Source organism: Mesorhizobium sp. M1273, from assembly GCF_040318195.1.
Lineage (GTDB): Bacteria > Pseudomonadota > Alphaproteobacteria > Rhizobiales > Rhizobiaceae > Mesorhizobium.
Map to the genome: position 1 here is coordinate 110312 of NZ_JAMYLV010000004.1, position 23937 is coordinate 134248.

Genomic DNA, 23937 nt, shown 5'->3' on the forward strand with positions numbered 1-23937 from the left:
AGCATGGTTTCGAGCATTGCCGAACTGATCTCCGACCGTATCGGCACCATGCCGGCCGGCGAGCGGCGCGCAGCGCAAGCGCTGATCGCCAGCTATCCGCTGATCGGGCTGAAGACAGTCGCCGAATTCTCGGCTACGGCCGGCGTATCATCGCCGACGATCCTGCGTTTCGTCGCCCGGCTCGGCTTCCAGAACTATCCGGAATTCCAGTCGGCGCTGCAAGACGAGCTGGCGGCGCAATTGCAGTCGCCGGCTTCGCGCACGCTCAATCCCCCCTCGCAGGGCAGCAGCGCCGTGTCGCCGATGCTCGAGGCGACCCTCGACAACATGCGCGAGACATTCCGGCATCTCTCGGACAAACAGCTTGCCGACATCGTCGCCAAGCTAGCCGACCGGCGCGGCAAGACATTCCTGATCGGCGGCCGCTTCACCGACCCGCTGGCGCGCTACATGGCCGCCCACCTCGCCATCATCCAGCCCAACGTTTTTCACCTCGGCGGGCAGGAAAGCGTCTGGCGCGACCGACTGATCGACATGGGCAAGCGCGACGTGCTGGTGATCTTCGACATCAGGCGCTACCAGGACAGCTTGGTCCGTTTCGCCGAGACGGCCAACCAGCGCGGCGTGCAGATCGTGCTGTTTACCGACCAGTGGCTGTCGCCGATCGCCCGCTTCGCCCGCCATGTCATCGCCGGGCGCACCGCCGTGCCTTCGGCCTGGGACTCATCCGCCGCGCTTTTCGTCGTTGCCGAAGCCCTGATCGGCGCGGTCACAAGGCAGCTCGAAGCCGACGGCGCCAAACGCATCCGCGAACTGGAAAGCCTGCGGTAGAGCTCCTCCGGAAAGGCACGCCTTTCGCTTCGGTCTAGTCCACTAGAAAACTGATCATCTGCAGGATCAGGATCAGCAAAAGGACGCCAAAGACAGTCGCAACCACCGCTGCCAGCAGGACGGTGCGTTGTTTCTTACCCATGGCTTTCCCCCCGACAGCATAGTCCCCGTCCACGACTGCGAATATCAGTCCCGCCCCACTGCTCGGCCACCTCCCAACTCCTCAAGACCCGCCTGCGGCTTGGGCGGAGGAGTAATGACGACTGGTTCACGTGCGAAATGAACCGCTTACCAAGGTGCTCGCTAACGGGCACGGCCGCATCATTCATCCGACCCATGTCACGGCCGAATGACCACCTTGCATTTCGGGCTTAACCATTCAGCCGCTAAGCGTGCCCCACTCCAGCTACTTTACCCATGGCAAGCATGATCGAAGTTCGGCTAACCTTGTCGACGTGAAGCCGCTTCCTTGAACCAAAGCGCGGTGAACTGCGCGGAGGAATTCGATGAGCTATCTGGACGAGCTGTTCTCAGTCGCCGGCAAGACGGCGCTGGTCACCGGCGCCGCGACCGGCATCGGCCGCATGGCGGCGACCGCTCTGGTCATGGCCGGCGCCTCGGTGATGATTGCCTCGCGCAAGGGCGAGGACTGCGCCAAGGTTGCCGGCGAGTTGAACGGACTTGGCGCATCCGGCCGGGCGGAAGGTTTTGCCGGCGACGTCTCCAGCGAGGCCGGCATTGCGGCGCTTGTGGCCGAGGTCAGGGCGCGGACCGAGCGGCTGCATATCCTGGTCAACAATGCCGGCATCTCCTGGGGCGCGCCGCTGGAAAGCTTTCCCTACCATGCCTGGGCCAAGGTGTTCGGCGTCAACGTCAGCGCGGTCTTCCACCTGACGCGCGAATTGCTGCCTCTGCTCGAGGCGGCCGCCGGCGATGCCGACCCGGCCCGGGTGATCAACCTCGGATCGGTGATGGGCACGCAGCCGTTGGCCGAAGATGCCTACTCCTACTCGGCCTCGAAGGCCGCGGTTCACCACCTGACGCGCATCCTGGCAATCGAGTTCGCCGCCCGCCGCATCACCGTCAACGCCTTTGCGCCTGGCCCTTTCCAGAGCCGGATGACGGCCTTCGCCACCGGCACCGAGGACCAGGCAAGACACATCGGCAACCACGTTCCGATCGGCCGCATCGGCGCACCGGATGACATTGCCGGCGCAACGCTCTATTTGTGCAGCCGGGCCGGCAGCTATGTCACCGGCGCCATCCTGCCGATCGATGGCGGGCAGTCGGTGCAACACGGGCTGACATTGTTCAAGGAATGAGACGCACGCCATCCGGCAACGAAATGCCGGGGGTGAAGATGGAGGACATCAGCGTGGAACCGATCAGTCTCGATGTGCTTCTGGCCAACGTCGGCAAGGAAGTCGGCGTGTCGCCATGGCGGGTCGTCACCCAGCGCATGATCGACCAGTTCGCCGATGCCACCGACGACCATCAGTTCATCCATTGCGATCCGGAACGCGCCAGCCGCGAAACACCGTTCGGCGGCACCATCGCGCATGGCTTCCTGTCGCTTTCGCTGTTGTCGGCGATGACCTTCGAAACCATGCCGCCGCTGGAAAACAGCAAGATGGGCGTCAATCATGGCTTCGATTCGCTGCGCTTCCTGGCGCCGGTGAAGACCGGCTCGCGCATCCGCACCCGTTTCGTGCTGGCCGACGTCAAGGTCAGGCCGTCGGGGTGGGTGCAGACGGCGCACGACGTGACGATCGAGATCGAGGGCTCGAAGAAACCGGCGCTGACCGCGCGCTGGCTGACGCTGACGCTGATCGAACGCCAGCCGGAAGCGGTCTGACTCTCGTCGGGCGGAGAAGCCCGAATCTATCTGTGCCAAATCTATTTGGCTTCGGCCGCGACGTACTTCATGTGGCGGCTGACCTGCAGCGCAATGTAGACGACCAGTGAACAACCGATTGGGAACACGATCTCGTTGAGGCCGGTTGCGATCGCCTGTGGCATTGCGAGAGCAGCGTCGTTCGCCGCGGCCGTCTCGATGGTCAGCACCGTGATGCCGCCGCCGAATACCGCGCCTATCAGGGCGCCTGCCAGCGCGAAATGGAGCGGACGCGGTTCTTCCTTCGATGCCAGCGACGCCAGTGCCCAGCCGAGCAGCCCGTATTCGATAGCCCGCAGCACACCGAGCGTCGTGAGCGACAGGATGGCCGGCTTTGCCGCCGCGTCCAGCGCGCTGACCATAACCTTTTGCGTCCCTTTGGCGATGCCCATCGCCAGTGGCGCCGAAATCGCACCGATCAGGCCACCGAGCGAGGCTCGCACCTTGGTGAGCGCCGTGCCGAGGCTGACGCCCGCGCAGACGAAGAACGACCAGGTCACGCCTTGCGCCAGTTCGATCAGAACCTGCGTCGTCGCCGGGTAGGCACCTGCCGCAAATCTGACGGTCAGAATGAGAGCTTCCATGGCGAAGCCGAGCGCGATCGCCAGCCATGCGACCATGACGACGCGCCTGAGCGCCATCCTGGCGCGATGAGAAAGCGGGTCCACGTCCGGCACGCCGGACGAAAGCTCAGTTCCGGTCATAACGGCCTCCCGAAACGAAATTTTTGCAGAGCCGCGAATTAGTCTTTGTCTGTAACAGTCCGATGTTGCCGGCTTTATTGCCTGGTTACATCGTTTTGTGAGGTCAAGCCTCTGCTTCACACCGCCCTTGCCCGACGCCGTACAGCGTATATATGCTGCATCCAGCATCAGTCATAAGGCAGTAGAAAGTTGCAGCTAAGCGTCCAGGAGCGCCGCGAAAAACAAAAGGCCGAACTGCGTTCCGAACTTGTCGACGCCGCGCACAAGCTTGTCCAGGAAGAAGGCTATGACGGCCTCACCATCCGCAAGCTCGCCAAGCGCGTCGGCTATGCGCCGATGTCGGTCTATTCCTATTTCGCCGACAAGCAGGACATCCTGTTCGCGCTGGCCGAGGATGCCTTCGAGACCCTGGCCAGGCGCATCGCAAATCATACGGCCGACGACCCGATCGAGGCGCTCAAGGCGGTGCTTGTCGAATACGCCGCCTTCGGGCTGGAAAATCCCAACGAGTACCGCACCGTGTTCATGACCGAAAAAGTCAAGCCGCCGACCGGCAAGACCTTTGCCGAGATGGAAGGCGGCAACCCGGCGATGAAAGTGCTGATCGAGAGGGTCGAAGCCTGCGTTGCCGCCGGCAGGCTCAAAGGCGATCCACGCGCCATCGCCACCATGCTGTGGGCGGTCGGCCACGGCGCCATCTCGCTGCTGATCACCTTCCCGTTCTACCCGTTCGGCGACCAGACGACGTTCATCACACGGATCGGCGACATCATGCTCGAAGCCATCGCCGCGCACGAGATTGCGCCGCTCACGCCGCCCGTCAACTGCTGAAGAGCGGCGCTCCTCCCGATCTGCAGGATCTTCTCCGAACGATCCGCGCCACAGCGCCGAGCGTTCGGCAATTCTCCGTACGCGTACGATTCTGCTTGAACATCGGGAGTCCAGGGCGTATCTGTACGCAATACCGTACAAGTACGAGAAATTCAATAGCTGAACCGGAGACCGACGATGAAGAAGGCAATCCTCACGCTCGCCGCCCTGCTGGCGCTCTCTGGCGCCGCATTTGCCGGCAGCAGTCAGACAGGCAAGCAAGAAGCGGCCTGCATCGACACCAAGGCTGATGTGAAGCTCGATTGCGCGCCGACCGGATCGCTTGAAAACGCCGATGCCGCGGCCCACAAGGCCGGCAGCAAGGGCCCGAGGCTCGGCATCGGCATCGACCCGTGGATCGTGCCAAGCAGCTTCTGAGCCGACGGGCGACAACACGCGGTGATGAACCGAAAGGGCGGCAGCAATTACCGGCCGCCCATCGTGCTGCCTCAGCCCTGCTTTTTGTCACCCCGCGCAGATCACTTCTTGCGCTTCTGTCCCACCACCCTTTTGGGCTTGCCGGGTCTTGCCGGTGCGCCGGGAATGGCCGTTCCGGTGATCGATACCGGATCGCTGGCCGGGAATGTATCCTCGAGGCCTTCCTCGAGTTCCTCTTCGATATCCGTCCCAGTGCGCTGCTCGTCTTCGAAAGAGCGCACGGCCGGCGTCTTGACCGGCGACTTCGGCGCGGAGTTCGGCGGCATTTGCGTTCTCCCTCGGCTCGCTGTCGCAGAACGGGCGGGCGCGGCGAACATGCCTATGCTGCTGCGTCGCGCGCCGCCTCCGACAGAAAAGTAAAGACATAATCGGAAAAGGAACGCCAGCATTCGACGCGGAACGCGTCGGCCGCCGTGCGCAACAGCACGATTTCGACCTTGCCGAGAATGGTACGCGACGCCGCCCCGACCGGAAAGACGTCGAGCGACAGATCCTGCGGGCAGCCGGCATTGATCGTCGCCGCGGCAGCCGGACCGGTAACCGATATGGCGACGTTGCGGTGCGAGATGCCGACCGCCGAATGCAGTACGGAAATGCTGGCGCAGTCGGCGAGCGGATCTTTTCCGCTCTCGTCGATGACCAGCCATTCGTCCGGCCCGAGCCACAAGGCCGTGCGTCCGGCCTTTGCCGCCGAGGTTTTCGGCCTTTGCGGCAGGACGACGCCGAGCGCTTTCGAAAGTGCCGCAATCGAGGCTTCCGGCGCGCGCAGCGATATGCGCTCGGCCGGCGGCAGCACGGCAAGTGTAACGCCGGCGGCGGAAAGCGACTGGCCGGCGAGAGCTGGACGGCGTTCGACTGAGGGTCCGGCGGCGTCGGTTTTCAAAGCGGCTTTAGCCATTGAGGCGCTCCCCCTTCTCGTCGAAGAACACCATGCCGGTGACCTCCACCTCGATCATCCCGTCCGGCATCGGCACATAGAGCGTCTCGCCCGTGCGATCGCGGCCGCCGGCGACCAGCCCCAGCGCGATCGAGCGGCCGCAATTTTGCGACCAATAGCTCGAGGTGACATGGCCAATCATCTTCATCGGGATTGCCTGCTTCGGGTCCGCGACGATCTGCGCGCCCTCCTCCAGCACCACCTTGGGATCCCTGGTCTTCAGGCCCACAAGCTGCTTGCGGCCCTTGGCGACCAGGTCCGGCCGCGCCATGCCGCGAATGCCGACGAAATCGGTCTTCTTCTTGCCGACGGCCCAGTCGAGCCCGGCATCGTTCGGCGTCACCGTCCCGTCGGTATCCTGGCCGACGATGATGTAGCCCTTTTCGGCGCGCAGCACATGCATCGACTCGGTGCCGTAGGCACAGGCTCCGTGCTTCTGGCCCTCGGCCCATAGCGCTTCCCAGACCGCCTCGCCATAATCGGCCGGCACGTTGACCTCGAAGCCGCGCTCACCGCTGAACGACATGCGAAACAGCCTTGTCGGCACGCCGCAGATCCTGCCTTCGCGCACCGACATATGCGGCAGCGCCTCATCCGACATGTCGATGCCCTCGACCAGCGGCGCAATGATGTCGCGAGACTTCGGTCCCTGCACGGCAATCACCGCCCACTGCTCGGTGATCGAGGTCAGCCAGACGTTGAGATGCGGGAACTCGGTCTGGAGATAGTCTTCCATATGGTTCATGACCCGCGGCGCGCCGCCCGTCGTCGTCGTCACATGGAAACGGTCGGGTGCAAGCCTGCCGACGACACCGTCGTCATAGATGAAGCCGTCCTCGCGCAGCATGATGCCGTACCGGCAGCGGCCGGGCTCGAGCTTCTCCCATGGATTGGTGTAGAGCAGTTCCATGAATTTGGCCGCATCCGGCCCGACCACCTCGATCTTGCCCAGCGTCGAGGCGTCAAACAGGCCGGCCGTCTTGCGCACCGTTATGCATTCGCGGTCGACGGCGGCATGTATGTCCTCGCCCGGCTTCGGGAAATACCAGGCGCGCTTCCACTGGCCGACATCCTCGAATACAGCGCCCTGGCGCTCGGCCCAGGGATGGATCGCCGTCTTGCGGGTCGGGTCGAACAGGGGACCCCGCGCGTGGCCGACGATCGAGCCGAATGTCACCGGCGTATAGGGCGCGCGGAACGTCGTCAGCCCGACCTGCGGGATCGGCTTGCCCAACGTCTCGGCGGCAATCGCCAGGCCGTGCATGTTGGAGGTCTTGCCCTGGTCGGTCGCCATGCCATTGGTGGTGAAGCGCTTGACGTGCTCGATCGAGCGCATGCCCTCGTGCACTGCCTGGCGGATGTCCTTGGCGGTGACGTCGTTCTGGAAGTCGACAAACGCCTTGACCGTCGTCTCCGATCCGGCACCGGGTGCTGCACCCAGCATGCCGCGCGACCAGCTCTCGCCGGCGTTGACCTTCGGCTTGGAGCCCTTGGCCGGCCTGCTGCCGGCGTCCTTGGCCGCCTTGGCGCCCGCTGCATAGGCCTCGTCGATCGTCGCCGACAGCCCGTCGGTACCGTTGCAGGCGCCGACCGAGACGCAGTCCTGCGCATAAATTCCGGGCACGAAGCGCTTGGTCTCGTCATTGAAGGCGACCTTGCCGCGCGATTGCGAGAACAGATGCACCGATGGCGTCCAGCCGGCCGACATCAGAATCGCGTCAACCGGGATGGTGCGCTCGCCGCCGCCATTCTTCGGCTGCACGGTCATCGACGACACCCGCAATTTGCCGCCGGCGCGGATCACCGCGCGGCCGAAATTGACCTCGATGCCGAGCGCCCTCGCCTCGTCGATCGCCGGCCCGGTCGGGTTGTCGCGCAGGTCGACGATCGCCGCCACGTTGATGCCGGCCTTTTTCAGGTCGATCGCCGCCGCATAGGCGGAATCGTTCGCCGTATAGACGCCGATATTCCTGCCGACGGCGACGCCGTAATGGTTGAGATAGGTGCGCGCCGCCGACGCCAGCATGATGCCCGGCCGGTCGTTGTCGGCAAACACCATGTGGCGCTCGATGGCGCCGGTCGCCAGTACCACGCGTTTAGCGCGAACCTGCCACAGCCGCTCGCGCGGCAGGTCGCGGCCGGGGTTCTGCAGATGGTCGCTGACGCGCTCGACCAGCCCGACGAAATTCTGCGCGTAATAGCCGAAGGCCGTGGTACGCGGCAGCACGCGGACATTGTCCATCGCGCTCAACTTGGCGAGAGCCGATTGCGCCCAGGAAAAACCGTCCTGGCCTTCGATCTTCGCGCCGCTCTCGAAGCGCAGGCTGCCGCCGAATTCCGCCTGCTCGTCGGCAAGGATGACGCGCGCGCCGGTCTCGGCCGCGGCCAATGCCGCGGCGATGCCCGCGGCACCGCCGCCAAGCACCAGCACCTCGCAATGGGCGAAGCGCGCCGAATAGTGGTCGGGATCCGGCTGGTCAGGAGCGACGCCAAGACCGGCGGCGGCGCGGATCTTGGGTTCGTAGAGGTTTTTCCACGCAGCCTTCGGCCACATGAAGGTCTTGTAGTAGAAGCCGGCCGAAAGCATCGGCGAGGCAATACTGCTGACGGCACCGACGTCGAAAGCGAGCGACGGCCAGCGGTTCTGCGACTGTGCGGTCAATCCGTCATAGAGCTCCTGCACCGTGGCACGCACGTTCGGCGTCTTGCGTGCCGCGTCGCGCTTGATCTCGACCAGCGCGTTCGGCTCTTCGGCGCCGGCCGACAGCAAGCCGCGCGGCCGGTGGTACTTGAACGAGCGGCCGACGAGATGGACGCCGTTTGCAAGCAGCGCCGAGGCCAACGTATCGCCCTCGATGCCGGTATAGGGGCGGCCGTCGAAGCTGAAGCCAGCTATCTTTGCCTGTTTGAGCCGCCCGGCGCCGGCAATGCGGAACGTGGCGCTCATTTGGCGGCTCCCGGCAGCTTTACGGGCTTCGGCTCGCCGGCCTTGTAGGTCATCAGGAACCTGTCGCTGACGGTGTCGCGCACGGCGTTGAAGAACCGCGCGCAGCCATGCATGTGCCGCCAGCGCTCATAGATGATCCCCTTGGGGTTTGAGCGGATGAAGAAGAACTTTTCAAAATCGTCGTCGCTCTCGCTGGCGATGTTTGGGGAACGCGCGATATGCGCCTCGCCGGCGTTGCGGAATTCGAGCTCCGGACGCTCTTCCTCGCAATAGGGGCAGCGGATGAGAAGCATGGTTGGTCCTACAGTTCGCCGTGGCCGACGCGAGCGCCGGCAGGTTGGTCGCAAAGCCTCTGGCCCATCGTCACGAAGGGCGCGACCAGCCGGATGCGCTCCTCGATGCTGGCTACCGGGCGGAAAAGGTCGCGATACGCCATATTGCCGACCGAAAGCGTCATCGGTTCGGTCGTCACGATGACGTAGCGCCGCTCGAATTTTTCGCCCTCCTCGAGATCGGCTGGCCGGTTCTCCATAAAGGTGACCACTCTCTGACCGGCGCTCCAGGTGCAGGCGAGTACACCCTCGTCGACGGAAAACGGCCAATCTGCTTCATTGCCGGCGCGGCTGATGGGCTGCAGGCGCACCTCCTCTGGCGTGGGGATATGGAACAGGCCTTGCTCGCCGGCGAGCATCAGCGGCATGGCGACGGCCATCTCGGTCATCATCAGTGCGCCACCGCTGCCGCCGCCGCCTCGTCGATGAGGCGGCCGGTGCGGAAGCGCTCGATGGTGAAGGGCGCGTTGATCGGGTGCGGATCGTCTCTGGCGATCGTATGGGCAAAGACATGGCCCGAACCCGGCGTCGCCTTGAAGCCGCCTGTGCCCCAGCCGCAATTGACATAGAGGCCGGGCACCGGCGTCTTGGCTAGGATCGGCGAACGGTCCGGCGTCACGTCGACGATGCCGCCCCATGAGCGCAGCATCTTCATGCGCGTGAAGATCGGGAACATCTCGCAGATGGCGTCCAGCGTATGCTGCAAAATGTGCAGCCCGCCGGTCTGCGAATAGGAGACATATTGGTCGGTGCCGGCGCCGATGACCAGTTCGCCCTTGTCGGACTGCGAGATATAGGCATGCACGGTGTTCGACATCACCACGCAAGGCACCACCGGCTTGACCGGCTCCGACACCAGCGCCTGCAGCGGATAGCTTTCCAGCGGCATGCGCACGCCAGCCATGTTCATGATCACCGATGAGTGCCCGGCGGCAACCACGCCGACCTTCCTGGCACCGATGAAGCCGCGCGTCGTCTCGACACCGGTGACCGCGCCGTTCGGCGCCCGTTTGACGCCGGTGACCTCGCAATTCTGGATGATGTGGACGCCGCGCGCCGAGGCGCCGCGCGCATAGCCCCAGGCGACGGCATCGTGCCGCGCCGTGCCGCCGCGGCGCTGCAGGGAGGCGCCCATCACCGGATAGCGCGCATTGCGCGAAATGTTGAGCGGCGGGCAGAATTCCTTGGCCTGCTCCGGCGTCAGCCATTCATTGTCGATGCCGTTCAGCCGGTTGGCATGGACGTGCCGCTTCAGGACCTGGATGTCATGGATGTTATGGGCGAGCATCATGACGCCGCGCGGCGAATACATGACGTTGTAGTTGAGCTCCTGGCTGAGCCCGTCCCACAGCTTCAGCGCATGGTCGTAGATGCCGGCGCTTTCGTCATAGAGATAATTGGAACGGATGATGGTGGTGTTGCGGCCGGTATTGCCGCCGCCGAGCCAGCCTTTTTCCAATACCGCGACGTTGGTGACGCCGTGCACGGTGGCGAGATAATAGGCGGTGGCCAGGCCGTGGCCACCGGCGCCGACGATGATGACGTCGTACTCCTTCTTCGGCTCCGGTGAGGACCATTGTTCCTCCCAGCCCTTGTGACCGCGCATGGCCTCGCGGGCGATGGCGAATACCGAGTATTTCTTCAACGTCGCAGGCCTCGCAAATGGCGGCCGGGCGGATCGGTCGACCCCGGCGCGCGAGCTGTATCACTAGCGAAACGGCGCTGCCAGCCTTGCACTGTTTGCGACGGCGCTTGCCGTTTTGCGCCGTGGTGAAAAAGCCGCATGCGGGCTGGTTGATGCAATTGCCATCCATCACTATCCGTCGCCTGGCGATCGGAGGATTATGGCGGTGGCTAACGTCTGGTGGAATCTGACATTGCGCTTCATGCTGGAACTCGCCGCTTTGCTCGGCCTCGGCATGGCGGGCTGGAGCCTCTCAGCGGGCATGTGGCGCTGGACCCTTGCCGCGGCATTGCCGTTCGTTGCCGCCGCGCTCTGGGGTACGTTCGCGGTGCCGAACGATCCGAGCCGGTCGGGGCGGGCGCCGGTTCCGGTGCCGGGCGGTTTGCGGCTGGTACTCGAGCTCGTCATCCTGTTCGGCGGCGCTGCGGGATTCCACCTGGCCGGTTACACGACAGCCGGCATTGCCGTCGCCCTGCTGATCGCCGTCAGCTACGCATTTTCGCTCGATCGGCTCGGCTGGCTGCTCAAGCAATAGTCGCCTTGCACCGTTTGCGACGGCGCTTGCCGTTTTGCGCCGTGCTTTCACTGATCGCTGTTCTGAGCTTCGCCTTTTGACGGGTCAGCCGGAGCACGCTTCAGGATGGACGGCCCGATTGCATAGATCGGCCGCAAATAACCCTCACGGCAATCGGCGGCGATTTTACGAATTTCCGCATCGTCTGACTGCTCCACCATGGCCACGAAGCGCTCGATGATCACCTGGCGCGGCCTGATAGCCACTGCCGCAGCAAAGCGCCTCAACACGGCATCCGGATGCGCGAGCAACCGTGGCAGGTCCTTGGTGCTCGGCATGTTATATTGACCATAAGCATTGACCAGTGTCTTGAAAGCCGAGTCCGGACGCAGGGTAGCGGCATTTTCCACCGCAAGCCTTAGCTGCCAGCGCTCCGCAAGGCAGATGAACTGGACGACCCCCCACCGCACACCGGCATGTTCGTCATCCAGCCGCAGCATGAGGCGACCGAGAACGGCTCCATCGGCCGGCGTCGTGCATCCCAGAAGCGCCTCGATCGCGTCGAACCGGATACCCGAAGATTCACTGTCGAGCAGATCGGCGATCTCCGCGACGACGCAATTCATCTTGTAACTCATTTTGGAATTGGCTTCGGCCACCAAGTACGCGGCAGCGGCCTGTGTATGAAGGTTGCCGGACGTCAGCAGCGGCCGGAGGTTTTCAAGGGGAAAGCCTTTGCCAAATTCCGATTGAAGGGCGATCGTCAACTCGCTGTCGCCCTCGAAGCCGGGGGCCAACAACTTGATCATTATGTCTTGGGGGGTCATTGGAATGGGTGGCGCGTCCACCCGCGAGTTTTGGATGACGATCCGTAACTTGGTGGCCAACGGACGTCAAGGAGCGCTGTTGAAAACAGCGCAAGTATCGGGTGGTCCGCACCGCCCCGATTTGCGACCAAGCATCCAATTGCCGGCCAGAACCGGCGCGAAAAAAGGATGCAGAAAATGTTCACACTCACCAACAAAGTCGCCATCGTCACCGGCGCCAGTTCCGGCATCGGCCGCGCCACGGCAAAGCTCTTTGCCGAGGAAGGCGCCAGGCTCGTCGTCGCCGCCCGCCGCCAGGCGGAACTCGATGCGCTGGTTGCCGAAATCGAAGACGCCGACGGCACGGCTATCGCTCTTGCCGGCGATGTCCGTGACGAGGCCTACGCGAAAGTCCTGGTCGACCTGGCGGTCGAGAAATTCGGCGGGCTCGACATCGCCTTCAACAATGCCGGCTCCGTCGGCAGGATGGGGCCGGTTTCTGAGCTGTCGCTGGAGGGCTGGCGCGAGACACTCGATACCAATCTGACCAGCGCCTTTCTCGGCGCGAAATACCAGGTGCCGGCGATGGTCGAACGCGGCGGCGGCTCGCTGATCTTCACCTCAACCTTCGTCGGCTACACGGTCGGCATGCCCGGCATGACCAGCTATGCCGCGAGCAAGGCCGGACTGATCGGATTGACGCAGGTGCTGGCCGCCGAATTTGGCGCCAAGGGCGTCCGGGTCAACGCGCTGCTGCCGGGCGGCACCGACACGCCTTTGGCGACATTCAACACACCTGAATCGCGGGCGTTCGTCGAAAACCTGCATGCCTTGAAGCGCGTCGCCGAGCCAGAGGAGATCGCCCGCTCGGCGCTTTACCTGGCTTCCGATGCATCGAGCTTCACCACCGGCACGGCACTGTTCGCCGACGGCGGTGTCTCGATCACCCGCACGTGAAGCGTTTCGCGGTTGGCGTCGGCCCGCCAGCCGCAATGTCGGCCGCCAGCCGCAATGCCGGAAAAACCGGTCTTGCTTTTCCCGGCGATTTGACGATTCCGTCTTCTCCTCGAAAACGGGTTGGAAACATGCTGCTGATCAGGACCTATATCGCTGCAAGCGCAATCGAAGGCGTCGGCGTGTTCGCCGCCGAGCCGATCCGGAAAGGGGCGCAGATCTGGCGGCTCGATCCGGACTTCGACCGGCTGATCCCGATGGAAAGATACGAGACGGCGCCGCCGCACCTCAAGGAATTGCTCGACAGATATGCCTATCCCAGTCCGGACCGGCCGGGCTTCATGGTGTATGAGGTCGACAATGGCCGCTTCATGAACCACGCCGACAAGCCGAACACCGACTTTTCGCAATATGGCGGGGCCACCGCGACCCGCGACATCGCCGCCGGCGAGGAAATAACCTGCGACTACGGCGAGTTCTTCGAGGGTTTCGAGCAGCTCCACCTGGCCACGGCGTAGCGGCGCCTATCTGGCCCAAGGCGAATTTTGTTCTTGCTTTGTGCCGGCAGCTATGCTATTAATTTCTCTACGGTGTGATTCACACCAGCGACCCGCCGCCGAGGCGGGTTTTTTCGTTTCGGGATTCGGCGGCCTCAGGCTTCGGTCTTTTCGGCGGTGAGTTTCACCCCTAAGGCCTTCACCACGCCAAGCAATGTCGAGAGGCGCGGGTCGCCATCGGGGCTCAGTGCCTTGTACAGGGCCTCCCGGGTGACGCCGGCATCTTTCGCCACCTTGGACATGCCACGCGCGCGGGCAACTATGCCGAGAGCATTCGCGATATAGCCGGTATCGCCCGTGGCAAAGGCGTCGGCAAGAAGTTCGGCCTGGGCCTCCGCGCGGCCGAGATGTTCGGCAGGATCAAAAGGCAAGGTCTCGTGGGGCATTTCAGATCTCCTTGGCCATTTCAATGGCCTTCCTGATATCGCGCTTCTGCGAGGACTTGTCGCCGCCGCAGAGCAGGATAACGAGCGCGCTGCCGCGCTTGACGAAGTACAGTCGGTAACCGGGACCGTAGTCTATCCGAAGCTCGCCGATGCCATCGAAGAACTTCACGTCTCCCATCAGTCCGGACTGGATACGTGCCACGCGGATCGCAATCCGCTCGGCCGCCCGCATATCGTTTAGACCCTTGAGCCAGTCCCGGAACTCGGCGGTTTGTTCAACGATGGTCACTCGTGAACTATAGTTCACAGATTGAAAAAATCAAGCCGCCATGTGGGACTGTCGTGCCCGCCCGGACGGCACCGCCTCTCAATCGGCTGTGGACAGAGCCCCTTGATTCTGCTATCAGCCGCCCCAATTCGTGGTGTAACGCGCCGCGGAGGCTTGCGGCTATGGCCGCTTGCCTGTTGATTTCAAACCCGAAAGACAGGATTGCACGTGCAGGTACTCGTCCGCGACAACAATGTTGATCAGGCGCTTCGCGCGCTCAAGAAAAAGATGCAGCGCGAAGGCATCTTCCGCGAAATGAAGATGCGCGGACATTACGAAAAGCCCTCCGAGAAGCGCGCCCGTGAAAAGGCGGAAGCCGTGCGCCGTGCCCGCAAGCTGGCCCGCAAGCGCGCCCAGCGCGAAGGCCTGCTGCCGATGACGCCCCGTCCGGTCGCGGCCGGTGCTGCCGGTGCCGGTGCTCCGCGTCCGCCGCGGTTCTGACGTCAATTTTTCGTCCTTTTCCAAGGATATCCAAGGTGGCGCGATGCGGAATCGCCGCCACCTTTTTGTTGTGAGTTCGACCCGGTCCGAGAGGACCGGTTGGGAGAGATGCCGGTTCGGAGGGGGAACGGACCAGACGGCGCAGTAAGGACAGGGCAGACATGGACGCAATCACCGTAGAGCGCAGAACCGCGTGGCGCGGCCTCGCCCTGACGGCAGCCCTGCTTTCCGGGATGGCGCTTGCCAGCTGCCAGAGCGTTCCGACCGGCGAGTTCAACAACATCGACAAGGCGCAAGGCTCGAGCGAGAACATCTCCTCGCTGTCGGCGGTGATCCAGCGCAACCCCCAGGATCCGGAAGCCTACAATGTGCGCGGCTCGGCCTATGGCCGCGGCGGCCAGTACCAGGCGGCGCTGAAGGACTTCAACACCGCCATCCAGCTCAATCCGAATTTTTACCAGGCCTATTCGAACCGTGCGCTCATCCAGCGCTTCCTCGGCGATCAGGCGAGCGCGCTCGCCGACTACAATCGCTCGATCCAGATCAATTCCAACTATGACGCCGCCTATATCGGCCGCGGCAATCTCTACCGCAGGGCGGGCCGGGTCCAGGAAGCCTTCAACGATTTCCAGAAAGCCATCCAGCTCGACACGACCGATGCGCGCGCCTATCACAATCGCGGCCTGATCTACCAGAGTCAGGGCCAGCACGCCTTTGCCATCGAGGATTTCTCGACCGCCATTTCGTTGGCGCCGGACGCCTCCGAGCCTTACAACGGGCGCGGCCTCTCCTACCTTGCCATGAACGACGAGGACAATGCCTTCGCCGACTTCAACATGGCGATCAAGCTCGACGGCAAGAATGCTGAGGCCTGGTCCAACCAGGCGTTGATCTACGAGCGGCGCGGCGACAAGGTCAGGGCCGCGAAATCCTACCGCGAGGCCGTGCACCTCAATCCGACCTACCAGCCGGCCAAGGACGGCCTGGCCCGCACCAGTGCCGGCTGAGCGGCCGGTTAATCGGGCCTCCGTTTCCGCACTCCGACAACCCTGCGTTTAGCTTCGCCTTGCTGGCGCCAAGTTTTCGGCGGAACGCTCGGCGTGCTCAGCCGTTTGTACAAGGCAATTTCGAAAGGACCCTGCCATGATCAAGAAACTCGCTTGTGCCGCTGTTCTCGCCACGACCGTCGTTGCCGCTCCCGCCAGCGCCAGCAAACTCCAGCTCGGCGTGCTCGACTGCACCATCGACGGCGGCACGGCCTATCTCGTCACTTCCAACAAGGGTGTTTCCTGTGTCTTTCGTCCGCATCGTGGCGGCCCCTCTGAAGTCTATACCGGTGTGATTTCCAAGCTCGGCGTCGATGTCGGCCGGACGCATCAGGGCCAGCTGGTATGGGCGGTTCTGGCGGCGACCCGCAACCACGATGAAGGCGACCTTGCCGGCAGCTACTATGGCGTGAACGCCGAGGCCAGCGTGGTCACCGGTGGCGGCGCCAATCTCCTGGTCGGCGGCCTCGACAGCGCCTTTTCGCTGCAGCCGCTCAGTGTCCAGGCACAGACCGGCGTCAACCTGGCGGTCGCCGTCACCTCGCTCGACCTGATCCACTCGTTCAAATAACGGCGCAGCATGGCTCCCGAGCGGCGGGGAGCGTAGGTGTCGGCCTGCGAATGGCTGCCGAAGGCTCATAGATTCCGGCAGGGCCACTCCCCAGAGGACGGGCCGCCCTGATGTTCAAAGTTGCGGCGCTCGAAGATCACGGCATGGCAACTGTGTTCATGCCGTTACCGTGACCGAAGATTGCGGCGATCCAATATTGCTTGTCTTCGGTCTGACCAGAATCTCAACGCCTCGTGATCGTCCCCCATCGCACAATTTTGAAATCCGCCACGTCAACGGCGATCAAGACCGCTTGATCTCAACTACGGTTGAGGTTCTAGAAGTCCTCCCATACTGCGGCATGTACTCATTTGGACGTGAAGAACGCTCCAATACTTCAGACCAGCAAAGCCTGGGGGACCGGATGACCAAGACAAGCACAAACAGGGTCGACTGGCGCGCGCTGTGGGCGAGCGGCGACCTGGCGCGCTTCTGCTTCATCAGCCTCGGCATCCTGCTGCACGCCACCAACGAAACCATGGTGGCAACGGTCATGCCGGCCATGGTCGGCGAACTCGCCGGCGTGCAACTGGTCGGCTGGTCGCTGGCGATCTACGAGCTCGGCGCCATCGTTGCCGGTGCGGCCGCCGGACGGCTGGTGAGCTATGTCGCGCTGCGTACCAACATGATGGTCGCCGCAATGCTCTATGCCGCCGGCGCGCTGGTCTGCGCCACCGCGCCTTCGATGCCGCTGTTCCTCTGCGGCCGCCTGATCGAGGGGCTCGGTGGCGGCGCGCTGGTGTCGCTGGCCTTCGTCTCGGTCGAGCGGCTGTTTGCCCGCGCGATCTGGCCGCAGCTTTTCGGCGTCATGTCGGCGATCTGGGGCGTCGCCGCCTTCAGCGGCCCCGTGCTCGGCGCGGTCATGACCGAATTGCTGTCCTGGCGCTGGGCCTTCGGCGTCTTCACCCTCGGCGGCACGGCGATGGCGCTGGCAAGCTTCATCGTGCTCGACACACCGGAAGCAACAAGGCCGCAGGCGACGGGCGGCTCGGCGCCGCCCTTTCCCTTTGCGGCGCTTGGCTGCCTCGCCGTCAGCGTCGTGCTGATTGCCACCGCCGGCGTCGACATCGCCCTGCTGCGCTCGTCGCTGCTGCTCACCCTCGGCCTGATCGGCCTGGCGCTGTTTATCTATATCGACGCACTGAAGCCGCGCTCGCGCCTGTTCCCGTCGCGGCTGTTCTCGTGGCGCTCGCCGGTCGGCGCGGGCATGACCATGGTCGCGGCGTTTTCGGTGGCGACCTGCTCCTTTACCGTCTACGGTCCGCTGCTTCTGACCAGCCTGCACGGCATTCCGATCCTGACCACCGGCTACATCATCGCCGCCGAATCGATCGCCTGGTCGATCCTGTCGATCCTCGTCGCCAATGCGCCGCCGGAACGCGAGCGGCTGATCATCGTCGGCGGGGCGCTGATGATCGCCACGGGCGTCGCCGGTTTCGCCTATACGGTGCCGGCCGGCTCTATCCCGTTGATCCTGCTTTGTGCCTTGCTGCAAGGCGGCGGTTTCGGCATCGCCTGGCCGTTCGTCACGCGTGTCATCGTGGCATCGGCCAAGGAAGGCGAGCAGACGATCGCCTCGGCCGCTGTGCCGACCATGCAGCGCATCGGTTATGCCGTGGGGGCGGCACTGACCGGCATCGTCGCCAACGCCAGCGGCTTTTCCGAAGGCCTGAACCGTGAGGCCGCGGCAAGTGTCGCCGCCTGGCTGTTCCTGGCGTTTATCCCGCTCGGAATCCTGGGATGCCTTGCCGCCTTGCGGATTTCGGGGGCGACCGACACGAAGCCGGCGAAGCTGTCAATCTCCGTGGGGGAGATTGACTAGACAACGACCGTCTTCATCCGGTCGGCGATCAGCGCCGCGAGCCGCGTCGCCACCTCGTCCTTGCTCATCTCCGGCCATTCCTCGACGCCGGCCTTCGAGACGATCCGCACCTTGTTGCGGTCGCCGCCCATCACGCCCGGGGAACCATCTTCATGCGAGACATCATTGGCAACGATAAGATCGGCACCCTTTTTTGCAAGCTTGGCCTCGGCGTTCCTGACCAGGTCCTGCGTCTCCGCGGCGAAACCGACCACCAGCATCGGCCGCTTTTTGTGATGCCCGACACCGGCGAGAATATCGGGATTTTCCACCATCTGCAGCGCCGGTGGCCCCTCGCCCGCCACCTTCTTGATCTTCTCCCCGGCCGAATTTTGAGTGCGCCAGTCGGCGACAGCCGCGACGAACACTGCCGCGTCGGCCGGCAGCAGCTGCTCGACGGCGTCCTTCATCTCGACGGCCGTTTCGACGTGCAGCGTGGCGACGCCGGCCGGATCGGCAATGCCGACCGGGCCGGAGACGAGACGCACGTCGGCACCGAGCCTGGCCAGCGCCACCGCGATGGCGTGGCCCTGCTTGCCCGACGACCGGTTAGCGATGTAGCGGACCGGGTCGATCGGTTCATGCGTCGGCCCGGAGGTGACGATGATCTTCCTGCCCGCCAGCGGCTTTGGCCGGCTGTCGAGCAGCGCCTCGATCGCGGCGACGATCTCCAGCGGCTCGGCCATCCGGCCCTCGCCCACCTCGTTGCTCTCGGCCATCTCGCCCTTCGCCGGGCCGACGAATGCGACGCCGTCCTTGCTCAGCGTCGCACGGTTGCGGCGGACCGCCGGATGCGCCCACATTTTCGGGTTCATCGCCGGCGCCACCAAAACGCGCTTGTCGGTGGCGATGAGCACGGTCGAGGCAAGGTCGTTGGCATGGCCATTGGCGAGCTTTGCCATCAGGTCGGCGGTGGCCGGCGCCACGACCAAAAGGTCGGCCTCGCGCGACAGCCTGATATGGCCGATGTCGTGCTCGTCCTGCCGGTCGAACAATTCGGTGAAGACGTGGTCGGCCGACAGCGCCCCGGCCGACAGCGTAGTGACGAACTCCTGCGCCGCCGCGGTCATCACCACCCGCACTGCCGCGCCGCGCTCGCGCAGCCGGCGGATCAGGTCGAGCGCCTTGTAGGCGGCGATGCCGCCGCCGATGATCAGCAGGATGCGCTTGCCGGAGAGGATGCCTCGCGGGCTGGAGACGGCGACCACCGGCGCTGCTGGACTCTGCGAACTCGTCAGTTCGCGCAGTGTTTTCTCGATCTGGTCGATGCGACCGGCCGAACCGAACTGACCTTCGACCGCTGCGCGGATCATCACCCGCGCCTGGTCTTCCATCGACCGGCCATTCTCCGCCGCCAGTCGGCGCAGCAGGTCCTTGACCTCGTCATCAAGGTTGCGGATCGTGATGCTGGCCATCTGATTGCACCTTGCCCGGAATTGCTGAGTGCAATGATAGCAATGCAATCACTTTGCAACAAGCGCTAGAAAATACGCCAGGCGATATACACCAGCGTCAATGCAATCACCCACAGCGCCAGCCGGCCGGAGCGGGTGTAGCGCGCCTCGGCCTTGCCGATCGCGCGTGCGGTCCTTTCGTCGAAGCGCAGGCCGTGTTCGGCCATCAGGTCGATCTCACGCGACAGCCGCTCGGTGCGGGCGGCGAGGTCCGGTGCCTGGCGGGCCAGCGCCAGCAGCGCGTTGGCACCGTCGCGCGCATCGGCCAGCAGGGCGCGCGGGCCGAGGTTGCGGGCAATCCAGCCGCTCACCACCGGCTCCGACGTCTTCCACATGTTGAAGGCCGGGTCGAGCGTGCGGGCGACGCCTTCGACGACGACCATGGTCTTCTGCAGCAGCACCAGCTCGGACCGCGTCGCCATGTCGAAGAGGTCGGTCACTTCGAACAGCAGCGTCAGCAGCTTGGCCATCGAGATGGTCTCGGCAGGCTGGCCGTGGATCGGTTCGCCGATCGCCCGGATCGCCTGGGCGAAGGCCGCGACATTGTGCTGGCGCGGCACGTAGCCGGCCTCGAAATGCACCTCGGCGACGCGCTGGTAATCGCGCGTGATGAACCCGTAGAGGATTTCGGCGAGGAAGCGGCGCTCCTTTTTGCCGAGCCGGCCGGCAATGCCGAGATCGACGGCGACGATGGTGCCATCGGCTTCTATAAACAGGTTGCCCGGGTGCATGTCGGCGTGGAAGAAACCGTCACGCAGCGTATGGCGCAGAAACGACTGAACGAGGTTGGCGGCAATCGCCTTCAGGTCGTGGCCGGCGGCGGTCAGGCCGGCAATATCGTTCATCTTGATGCCGTCGACCCACTCCATGGTCAGCACGTCACGACCGGTGCGCTCCCAGTCGACCGACGGCACACGGAAGCCGGGATCGTCCTTGGTATTCTCGCCGAGCTCCGAAAAAGCCGCTGCCTCCAGCCTCAAATCCATTTCGATCTTGGTAGTCTGGGCCAGCGTCTCCGTCACCTCGACCGGCCGCAGCCGGCGCGACGACGGGATGTACTTTTCCTGCAGCCGGGCGGCGAGGAAATAGCTTTCGAGATCGCGAAAGAAGCGTCGGCGCACGCCCGGCCGGATGACCTTCACCGCCACTCGCCTAACGACGCCGTCCTGCAGCGTTTCGGCGGTATGGACCTGGGCGATCGAGGCGGCGGCGACGGCCTCGCCAAAACTGACATAGAGCTCGTCGACCCTGCGTCCGAGCGAGGCCTCTATCGCGGCGACAGCCTCGGCCTTGGGAAACGTCTGCATCTTGTCCTGCAGCATGGCAAGATCAAGCGCGATATCGTTGCCGACGACATCCGGCCGTGTCGCCAGGAACTGGCCGAGCTTGACGTAGGACGGGCCGAGCCGCACGACCGCCTTGGCCAGCCTGTCGCCGCGCTCATAGGCAAGCGCCCGACGGCGGGTGAACAGCCGGGCCATGCGCCAGCCGAATTTCGGCAAGCCGAAGAGCTCGTCACCGGGCAAAGCCGCGATGACACCCTCGCGCACAAGCACCCAGCCGGCCCGCACGAGCCTGAAACCAGCGCCGATGCTGCTCATGGCTGGCTTTGCCCTGCCGGTTTCCTGAACTGGCGCAAGGCACGTCGGAAAATGCGGGCCAGCCTCAAAGCTTCCAGCCCGAATGAAGCGCGGCGATGCCGCCGGAATAATTGCGGAATGAGGCGCGCTCGAAGCCTGCGCGCGAAATCATCGCCGTGAAATTCTGCTGATTGGGAAACTTGCGGATCGATTCGACCAGATAGGAATAGGGCTCGTCATCGCCGGTCACCACCTTGCCGATCCGCGGAATGGCGTTGAACGACCATGCTTCATAGACCTTGTCGAGCAGCGGCATCTCGACCTCGGAGAATTCAAGGCAGAGAAAGCGCCCGCCAGGCTTCAGCACGCGATAGGCTTCGGCAAGCGCCACATCGATGCGCGGCACGTTGCGGATGCCGAAAGCGATGGTGTAGGCGTCGAAAGTAGCGTCGGCAAAAGGCAGTTCCTCGGCATTGGCTTCGACGAAATCGGTATTTGCCGACAGGCCTTTTTTCTCGGCCCGGTCGCGGCCGACGGCGAGCATCGAGCCGTTGATATCGAGAACCGTTGCATGAGCGTGCCTGCCGCTCGCCTCGACGATGCGGAAGGCGACATCGCCGGTGCCGCCGGCAACGTCGAGAACGCTCCAGCCCGGCCGCTTCGGTGGATTGAGCCAGGCGACCATGGCGTCCTTCCACAATCGATGCAAGCCGGCCGACATCAGGTCGTTCATCAGGTCGTAGCGGTTCGCCACCTTGTGGAAAACATCATTGACCAGGGACTGCTTGTCGCCTGGCCCTACCCGCTTGAAACCATAGGAGGTTTCCATGCCGCCCGCAGCAGTGGTTCTTTCAACCGACATCGTTTTGATCCGCCATAAAATCGGCGGGACCATAGCCGATCGATGGTGCGGGCGCTATTGTTTAAGGCGCGGTGTTCGGCCGCGCTTCGAAGCAGGTTCCGGAAAAGTGTCACACGGTTTTCCGACAGGAACTTGCGTCATAAGAAAAAGCCTGACGGGATAATTGAATGCCTTTGAAAGCAGAACTGCACTGCCACATCGAAGGGGCAGCGGCGCCTGAACTCGTCCTCCGCCAGGCTGAGAAATACGGCAAGGATGCCTCGCCCTACATCCAGGACGGCTCCTTCGTCTGGCACGACTTCACCTCTTTCCTCGCCGCCTACGACTTCTCGTCGGACCTGTTCCGCACCGAAGAAGACTATGCGCGGCTGGCCGATCATTACCTGACCAGCCTCGCCCGCGACGGCGCCATCTATTCCGAGGTTTTCACCTCGCCCGACCATGCCAGCAAGGCCGGGCTGTCGCCGAAGGCCTATACCGACGCGCTCGGCGAAGGCATGGCCCGCGCCAAGGCGAAGACCGGCATCGAAGGCCGCATGATCGTCACCGGCGTACGCAATTTCGGTGTCGAATCGATCGAGCGGGCGGCGCGTTTCGCCGCGCGCTGCGGGCATCCGCTGGTCACCGGTTTCGGCGTCGCCGGCGACGAGCGGATAGGCGACCTGGAAGATTATGTCAGGGCCTTCGAGATCGCCCGCGAGGCCGGCCTCGGCATCACCGTCCATGCCGGCGAATTGATGGGCTGGGAGAGCGTCGAGGCGGCACTCGACCACATCCGCCCGTCTCGCATCGGCCATGGCGTGCGCGCCATCGAGAACCCCGAGCTTGTGCGGCGCATCGCCGACGAAGGCGTCGTGCTCGAATGCTGCCCTGGCTCCAACATCGCCCTGAAACTCTTCGACAGCTTCGCCGACCATCCCTTCCCCGCCTTGCGGGCAGCGGGCTGCAAGGTGACGCTCAACTCCGATGACCCGCCCTATTTCTGGACCTCGCTGAAACGCGAATACGACATCGCTGCCGAGCATTTTGCGATGGACGACAAGGCGCTCACCGCCGTCACCAGGACGGCCATCGAGGCAGCCTTCGTCGACAGGAAGACCAGGGCGGTGCTGCTGGGCAGGCTCGGCGCCAAGGGCAGGTGAATGGTGAATGGTTCACCCGGCGCTTCGGTCCGTCAGCCGCGAGTTTTTCCGCGCAACCAAGGACTCGCAAACCAGTTCACTATTCACTATTCACCATTCACCATTCACTTGCGCAGTTGGAGAACACCATGAAGGGCGTCACCGTCGTCGACCATCCGCTTGTCCAGCACAAGCTGACCATCATGCGCAAGAAGGAAACCTCGACGGCCGGCTTCCGGCGGCTGCTGCGCGAGATCTCGCTGCTGCTCGGCTACGAGGTCACCCGCAACTTGGAACTGACGACGACGACCATCGAGACGCCGATCGAAACGATGGAGGCGCCGACGCTGGAGGGCAAGAAACTGGTCTTCGCCTCGGTGCTGCGCGCCGGCAACGGCTTGCTCGAAGGCCTGCTCGATCTGGTGCCGGCGGCGCGTGTCGCCCATATCGGCCTCTATCGCGACCATGAGACGCTGGAAGCGGTCGAGTATTTCTTCAAGGCGCCAGGCGACCTCGCCGACCGGCTGGTGATCGTCGTCGATCCGATGCTGGCGACCGCCAATTCGGCGATCGCTGCGATCGACAAGCTGAAAGGCCGCGGTGCCACCAACATCCGCTTCCTCTGCCTGCTGGCGGCACCAGAGGGCCTCGAGCGGTTTACCCAGGCGCATCCCGATGTTCCGGTCTTCACCGCTTCCATCGACCGCCAACTCAACGAAAAGGGCTACATCATGCCGGGTCTCGGCGATGCCGGCGACCGCATGTACGGCACCAAATAGA

At 63.9% G+C, this 23937-nt stretch carries 27 protein-coding genes; 14 read left to right on the forward strand and 13 right to left on the reverse strand.

Translation table 11 applies throughout. From position 1 onward, the window contains the following. Positions 1-3: 3 nt before the first annotated feature. The 3 genes from NKH30_RS06375 to NKH30_RS06385 all read left to right on the forward strand — a co-directional run bounded on the left by NKH30_RS06375 (position 4) and on the right by NKH30_RS06385 (position 2686). Positions 4-831, forward strand: a complete 828-nt coding sequence (locus tag NKH30_RS06375; protein WP_352469495.1) for a MurR/RpiR family transcriptional regulator — start codon at positions 4-6, stop codon at positions 829-831. 506 nt (positions 832-1337) lie between these two features. Next, positions 1338-2153 carry an SDR family oxidoreductase gene (locus NKH30_RS06380; protein ID WP_352832493.1) on the forward strand — a complete coding sequence of 272 codons (816 nt, stop codon included), beginning with the start codon at positions 1338-1340 and terminating at the stop codon, positions 2151-2153. A 38-nt stretch (positions 2154-2191) separates the two neighbouring features. Beyond that, positions 2192-2686, forward strand: a complete 495-nt coding sequence (locus NKH30_RS06385) for a MaoC family dehydratase (protein ID WP_031211357.1) — start codon at positions 2192-2194, stop codon at positions 2684-2686. A gap of 41 nt (positions 2687-2727) precedes the next feature. Here NKH30_RS06385 and NKH30_RS06390 read toward each other — a convergent pair whose 3' ends face one another. Continuing rightward, on the reverse strand, positions 2728-3429 hold the full coding sequence (locus tag NKH30_RS06390) for a hypothetical protein (RefSeq protein WP_352469493.1): 702 nt from the start codon (positions 3427-3429) through the stop codon (positions 2728-2730). A 189-nt stretch (positions 3430-3618) separates the two neighbouring features. On the opposite strand from NKH30_RS06390, the gene NKH30_RS06395 reads away from it, so the two are divergent. Next, positions 3619-4260, forward strand: coding sequence for a TetR/AcrR family transcriptional regulator (locus NKH30_RS06395; protein ID WP_352469491.1), 642 nt, complete (start codon positions 3619-3621; stop codon positions 4258-4260). A 177-nt stretch (positions 4261-4437) separates the two neighbouring features. Next, a complete protein-coding gene (locus tag NKH30_RS06400) occupies positions 4438-4677 on the forward strand; it encodes a DUF680 domain-containing protein (RefSeq protein WP_352539382.1) in 240 nt (79 codons plus the stop codon). Positions 4678-4778: 101 nt separating this feature from the next. On the opposite strand, the gene NKH30_RS06405 is transcribed toward NKH30_RS06400, so the two are convergent. From NKH30_RS06405 to NKH30_RS06430, 6 genes are read right to left on the reverse strand one after another with little or no spacing between them, the layout of a single operon-like run. Next, entirely contained in the window at positions 4779-5003 is a 225-nt protein-coding gene (locus tag NKH30_RS06405; RefSeq protein WP_352539383.1) for a hypothetical protein, read from the reverse strand. Positions 5004-5056: 53 nt separating this feature from the next. Continuing rightward, positions 5057-5635 (reverse strand): sarcosine oxidase subunit gamma, encoded by a 579-nt coding sequence (locus NKH30_RS06410; RefSeq protein WP_352539384.1) that lies wholly within the window; start codon positions 5633-5635, stop codon positions 5057-5059. After that, a complete protein-coding gene (locus tag NKH30_RS06415; protein WP_352539385.1) occupies positions 5628-8621 on the reverse strand; it encodes a sarcosine oxidase subunit alpha in 2994 nt (997 codons plus the stop codon). The genes NKH30_RS06410 and NKH30_RS06415 overlap by 8 nt, the downstream gene beginning before the upstream one ends. After that, positions 8618-8914, reverse strand: a complete 297-nt coding sequence (locus NKH30_RS06420; protein WP_023675338.1) for a sarcosine oxidase subunit delta — start codon at positions 8912-8914, stop codon at positions 8618-8620. Before NKH30_RS06420 ends, NKH30_RS06415 begins: the two co-directional genes overlap by 4 nt. Positions 8915-8922: 8 nt before the next feature. Then, entirely contained in the window at positions 8923-9345 is a 423-nt protein-coding gene (locus NKH30_RS06425) for a hypothetical protein (protein ID WP_352488693.1), read from the reverse strand. Further along, entirely contained in the window at positions 9345-10598 is a 1254-nt protein-coding gene (locus tag NKH30_RS06430) for a sarcosine oxidase subunit beta (RefSeq protein ID WP_352448264.1), read from the reverse strand. The genes NKH30_RS06425 and NKH30_RS06430 overlap by 1 nt, the downstream gene beginning before the upstream one ends. Before the next feature lie 199 nt (positions 10599-10797). On the opposite strand from NKH30_RS06430, the gene NKH30_RS06435 reads away from it, so the two are divergent. After that, positions 10798-11172: a DUF2568 domain-containing protein gene (locus tag NKH30_RS06435; RefSeq protein WP_352539386.1), complete on the forward strand. Its 375-nt coding sequence runs from the start codon at positions 10798-10800 to the stop codon at positions 11170-11172. Between the two features lie 47 nt (positions 11173-11219). On the opposite strand, the gene NKH30_RS06440 is transcribed toward NKH30_RS06435, so the two are convergent. Next, positions 11220-11960: a hypothetical protein gene (locus NKH30_RS06440; RefSeq protein ID WP_352539387.1), complete on the reverse strand. Its 741-nt coding sequence runs from the start codon at positions 11958-11960 to the stop codon at positions 11220-11222. Between the two features lie 195 nt (positions 11961-12155). Here NKH30_RS06440 and NKH30_RS06445 point away from each other — a divergent pair, with 195 nt between their 5' ends. Beyond that, positions 12156-12914 carry an SDR family oxidoreductase gene (locus NKH30_RS06445; RefSeq protein ID WP_352767724.1) on the forward strand — a complete coding sequence of 253 codons (759 nt, stop codon included), beginning with the start codon at positions 12156-12158 and terminating at the stop codon, positions 12912-12914. Positions 12915-13042: 128 nt separating this feature from the next. Continuing rightward, positions 13043-13429, forward strand: a complete 387-nt coding sequence (locus NKH30_RS06450) for an SET domain-containing protein (protein WP_352454023.1) — start codon at positions 13043-13045, stop codon at positions 13427-13429. A 134-nt stretch (positions 13430-13563) separates the two neighbouring features. Here the strand turns inward: NKH30_RS06450 and NKH30_RS06455 are convergent, their stop codons facing one another. Both NKH30_RS06455 and NKH30_RS06460 read right to left on the reverse strand, forming a co-directional pair. Continuing rightward, positions 13564-13854: an addiction module antidote protein gene (locus NKH30_RS06455; RefSeq protein WP_352448268.1), complete on the reverse strand. Its 291-nt coding sequence runs from the start codon at positions 13852-13854 to the stop codon at positions 13564-13566. Between the two features lies 1 nt (position 13855). After that, positions 13856-14143 (reverse strand): type II toxin-antitoxin system RelE/ParE family toxin, encoded by a 288-nt coding sequence (locus tag NKH30_RS06460; RefSeq protein WP_352448269.1) that lies wholly within the window; start codon positions 14141-14143, stop codon positions 13856-13858. 207 nt (positions 14144-14350) lie between these two features. Here NKH30_RS06460 and rpsU point away from each other — a divergent pair, with 207 nt between their 5' ends. From rpsU to NKH30_RS06480, 4 genes are all read left to right on the forward strand, one after another. Beyond that, a complete protein-coding gene (rpsU, locus tag NKH30_RS06465) occupies positions 14351-14623 on the forward strand; it encodes a 30S ribosomal protein S21 (RefSeq protein ID WP_023675331.1) in 273 nt (90 codons plus the stop codon). A gap of 161 nt (positions 14624-14784) precedes the next feature. Continuing rightward, positions 14785-15630, forward strand: coding sequence for a tetratricopeptide repeat protein (locus NKH30_RS06470; RefSeq protein ID WP_352469482.1), 846 nt, complete (start codon positions 14785-14787; stop codon positions 15628-15630). A 136-nt stretch (positions 15631-15766) separates the two neighbouring features. Then, the gene (locus tag NKH30_RS06475; RefSeq protein WP_352469481.1) at positions 15767-16240 is read left to right on the forward strand and encodes a DUF992 domain-containing protein; all 474 of its coding nucleotides are present in this window, start codon (positions 15767-15769) and stop codon (positions 16238-16240) included. Positions 16241-16643: 403 nt separating this feature from the next. Continuing rightward, complete coding sequence (locus NKH30_RS06480; protein WP_352539389.1) at positions 16644-18101, forward strand: MFS transporter; 1458 nt, start codon at positions 16644-16646, stop codon at positions 18099-18101. Here the strand turns inward: NKH30_RS06480 and coaBC are convergent. The 3 genes from coaBC to ubiE all read right to left on the reverse strand — a co-directional run bounded on the left by coaBC (position 18098) and on the right by ubiE (position 22036). After that, on the reverse strand, positions 18098-19555 hold the full coding sequence (gene coaBC, locus NKH30_RS06485; protein WP_352539390.1) for a bifunctional phosphopantothenoylcysteine decarboxylase/phosphopantothenate--cysteine ligase CoaBC: 1458 nt from the start codon (positions 19553-19555) through the stop codon (positions 18098-18100). The genes NKH30_RS06480 and coaBC overlap by 4 nt on opposite strands. Positions 19556-19620: 65 nt before the next feature. Then, a complete protein-coding gene (gene ubiB, locus NKH30_RS06490; protein ID WP_352539391.1) occupies positions 19621-21195 on the reverse strand; it encodes a 2-polyprenylphenol 6-hydroxylase in 1575 nt (524 codons plus the stop codon). A gap of 64 nt (positions 21196-21259) precedes the next feature. Continuing rightward, complete coding sequence (gene ubiE / locus NKH30_RS06495) at positions 21260-22036, reverse strand: bifunctional demethylmenaquinone methyltransferase/2-methoxy-6-polyprenyl-1,4-benzoquinol methylase UbiE (RefSeq protein ID WP_352539392.1); 777 nt, start codon at positions 22034-22036, stop codon at positions 21260-21262. Positions 22037-22203: 167 nt separating this feature from the next. Here ubiE and NKH30_RS06500 point away from each other — a divergent pair, with 167 nt between their 5' ends. Next, positions 22204-23178, forward strand: a complete 975-nt coding sequence (locus NKH30_RS06500; protein WP_352994587.1) for an adenosine deaminase — start codon at positions 22204-22206, stop codon at positions 23176-23178. A gap of 128 nt (positions 23179-23306) precedes the next feature. Next, positions 23307-23936 carry a uracil phosphoribosyltransferase gene (gene upp / locus NKH30_RS06505; protein ID WP_023675320.1) on the forward strand — a complete coding sequence of 210 codons (630 nt, stop codon included), beginning with the start codon at positions 23307-23309 and terminating at the stop codon, positions 23934-23936. The last annotated feature ends 1 nt before the right edge of the window (position 23937 follow it).

Bases quoted from the DNA above. Each gene is read 5' to 3' on its own strand.
- ubiE (WP_352539392.1), bottom strand. From the start codon at position 22,036: ATGTCGGTTGAAAGAACCACTGCTGCGGGCGGCATGGAAACCTCCTAT.
- NKH30_RS06480 (WP_352539389.1), top strand. From the start codon at position 16,644: ATGACCAAGACAAGCACAAACAGGGTCGACTGGCGCGCGCTGTGGGCG.
- NKH30_RS06415 (WP_352539385.1), bottom strand. From the start codon at position 8,621: ATGAGCGCCACGTTCCGCATTGCCGGCGCCGGGCGGCTCAAACAGGCA.
- NKH30_RS06420 (WP_023675338.1), bottom strand. From the start codon at position 8,914: ATGCTTCTCATCCGCTGCCCCTATTGCGAGGAAGAGCGTCCGGAGCTC.
- NKH30_RS06440 (WP_352539387.1), bottom strand. From the start codon at position 11,960: ATGATCAAGTTGTTGGCCCCCGGCTTCGAGGGCGACAGCGAGTTGACG.
- coaBC (WP_352539390.1), bottom strand. From the start codon at position 19,555: ATGGCCAGCATCACGATCCGCAACCTTGATGACGAGGTCAAGGACCTG.
- NKH30_RS06500 (WP_352994587.1), top strand. From the start codon at position 22,204: ATGCCTTTGAAAGCAGAACTGCACTGCCACATCGAAGGGGCAGCGGCG.
- NKH30_RS06455 (WP_352448268.1), bottom strand. From the start codon at position 13,854: ATGCCCCACGAGACCTTGCCTTTTGATCCTGCCGAACATCTCGGCCGC.
- NKH30_RS06435 (WP_352539386.1), top strand. From the start codon at position 10,798: ATGGCGGTGGCTAACGTCTGGTGGAATCTGACATTGCGCTTCATGCTG.
- NKH30_RS06410 (WP_352539384.1), bottom strand. From the start codon at position 5,635: ATGGCTAAAGCCGCTTTGAAAACCGACGCCGCCGGACCCTCAGTCGAA.
- upp (WP_023675320.1), top strand. From the start codon at position 23,307: ATGAAGGGCGTCACCGTCGTCGACCATCCGCTTGTCCAGCACAAGCTG.
- NKH30_RS06405 (WP_352539383.1), bottom strand. From the start codon at position 5,003: ATGCCGCCGAACTCCGCGCCGAAGTCGCCGGTCAAGACGCCGGCCGTG.
- NKH30_RS06450 (WP_352454023.1), top strand. From the start codon at position 13,043: ATGCTGCTGATCAGGACCTATATCGCTGCAAGCGCAATCGAAGGCGTC.
- NKH30_RS06390 (WP_352469493.1), bottom strand. From the start codon at position 3,429: ATGACCGGAACTGAGCTTTCGTCCGGCGTGCCGGACGTGGACCCGCTT.
- NKH30_RS06400 (WP_352539382.1), top strand. From the start codon at position 4,438: ATGAAGAAGGCAATCCTCACGCTCGCCGCCCTGCTGGCGCTCTCTGGC.
- NKH30_RS06380 (WP_352832493.1), top strand. From the start codon at position 1,338: ATGAGCTATCTGGACGAGCTGTTCTCAGTCGCCGGCAAGACGGCGCTG.
- NKH30_RS06375 (WP_352469495.1), top strand. From the start codon at position 4: ATGGTTTCGAGCATTGCCGAACTGATCTCCGACCGTATCGGCACCATG.
- NKH30_RS06385 (WP_031211357.1), top strand. From the start codon at position 2,192: ATGGAGGACATCAGCGTGGAACCGATCAGTCTCGATGTGCTTCTGGCC.
- NKH30_RS06425 (WP_352488693.1), bottom strand. From the start codon at position 9,345: ATGATGACCGAGATGGCCGTCGCCATGCCGCTGATGCTCGCCGGCGAG.
- NKH30_RS06475 (WP_352469481.1), top strand. From the start codon at position 15,767: ATGATCAAGAAACTCGCTTGTGCCGCTGTTCTCGCCACGACCGTCGTT.
- NKH30_RS06470 (WP_352469482.1), top strand. From the start codon at position 14,785: ATGGACGCAATCACCGTAGAGCGCAGAACCGCGTGGCGCGGCCTCGCC.
- ubiB (WP_352539391.1), bottom strand. From the start codon at position 21,195: ATGAGCAGCATCGGCGCTGGTTTCAGGCTCGTGCGGGCCGGCTGGGTG.
- NKH30_RS06445 (WP_352767724.1), top strand. From the start codon at position 12,156: ATGTTCACACTCACCAACAAAGTCGCCATCGTCACCGGCGCCAGTTCC.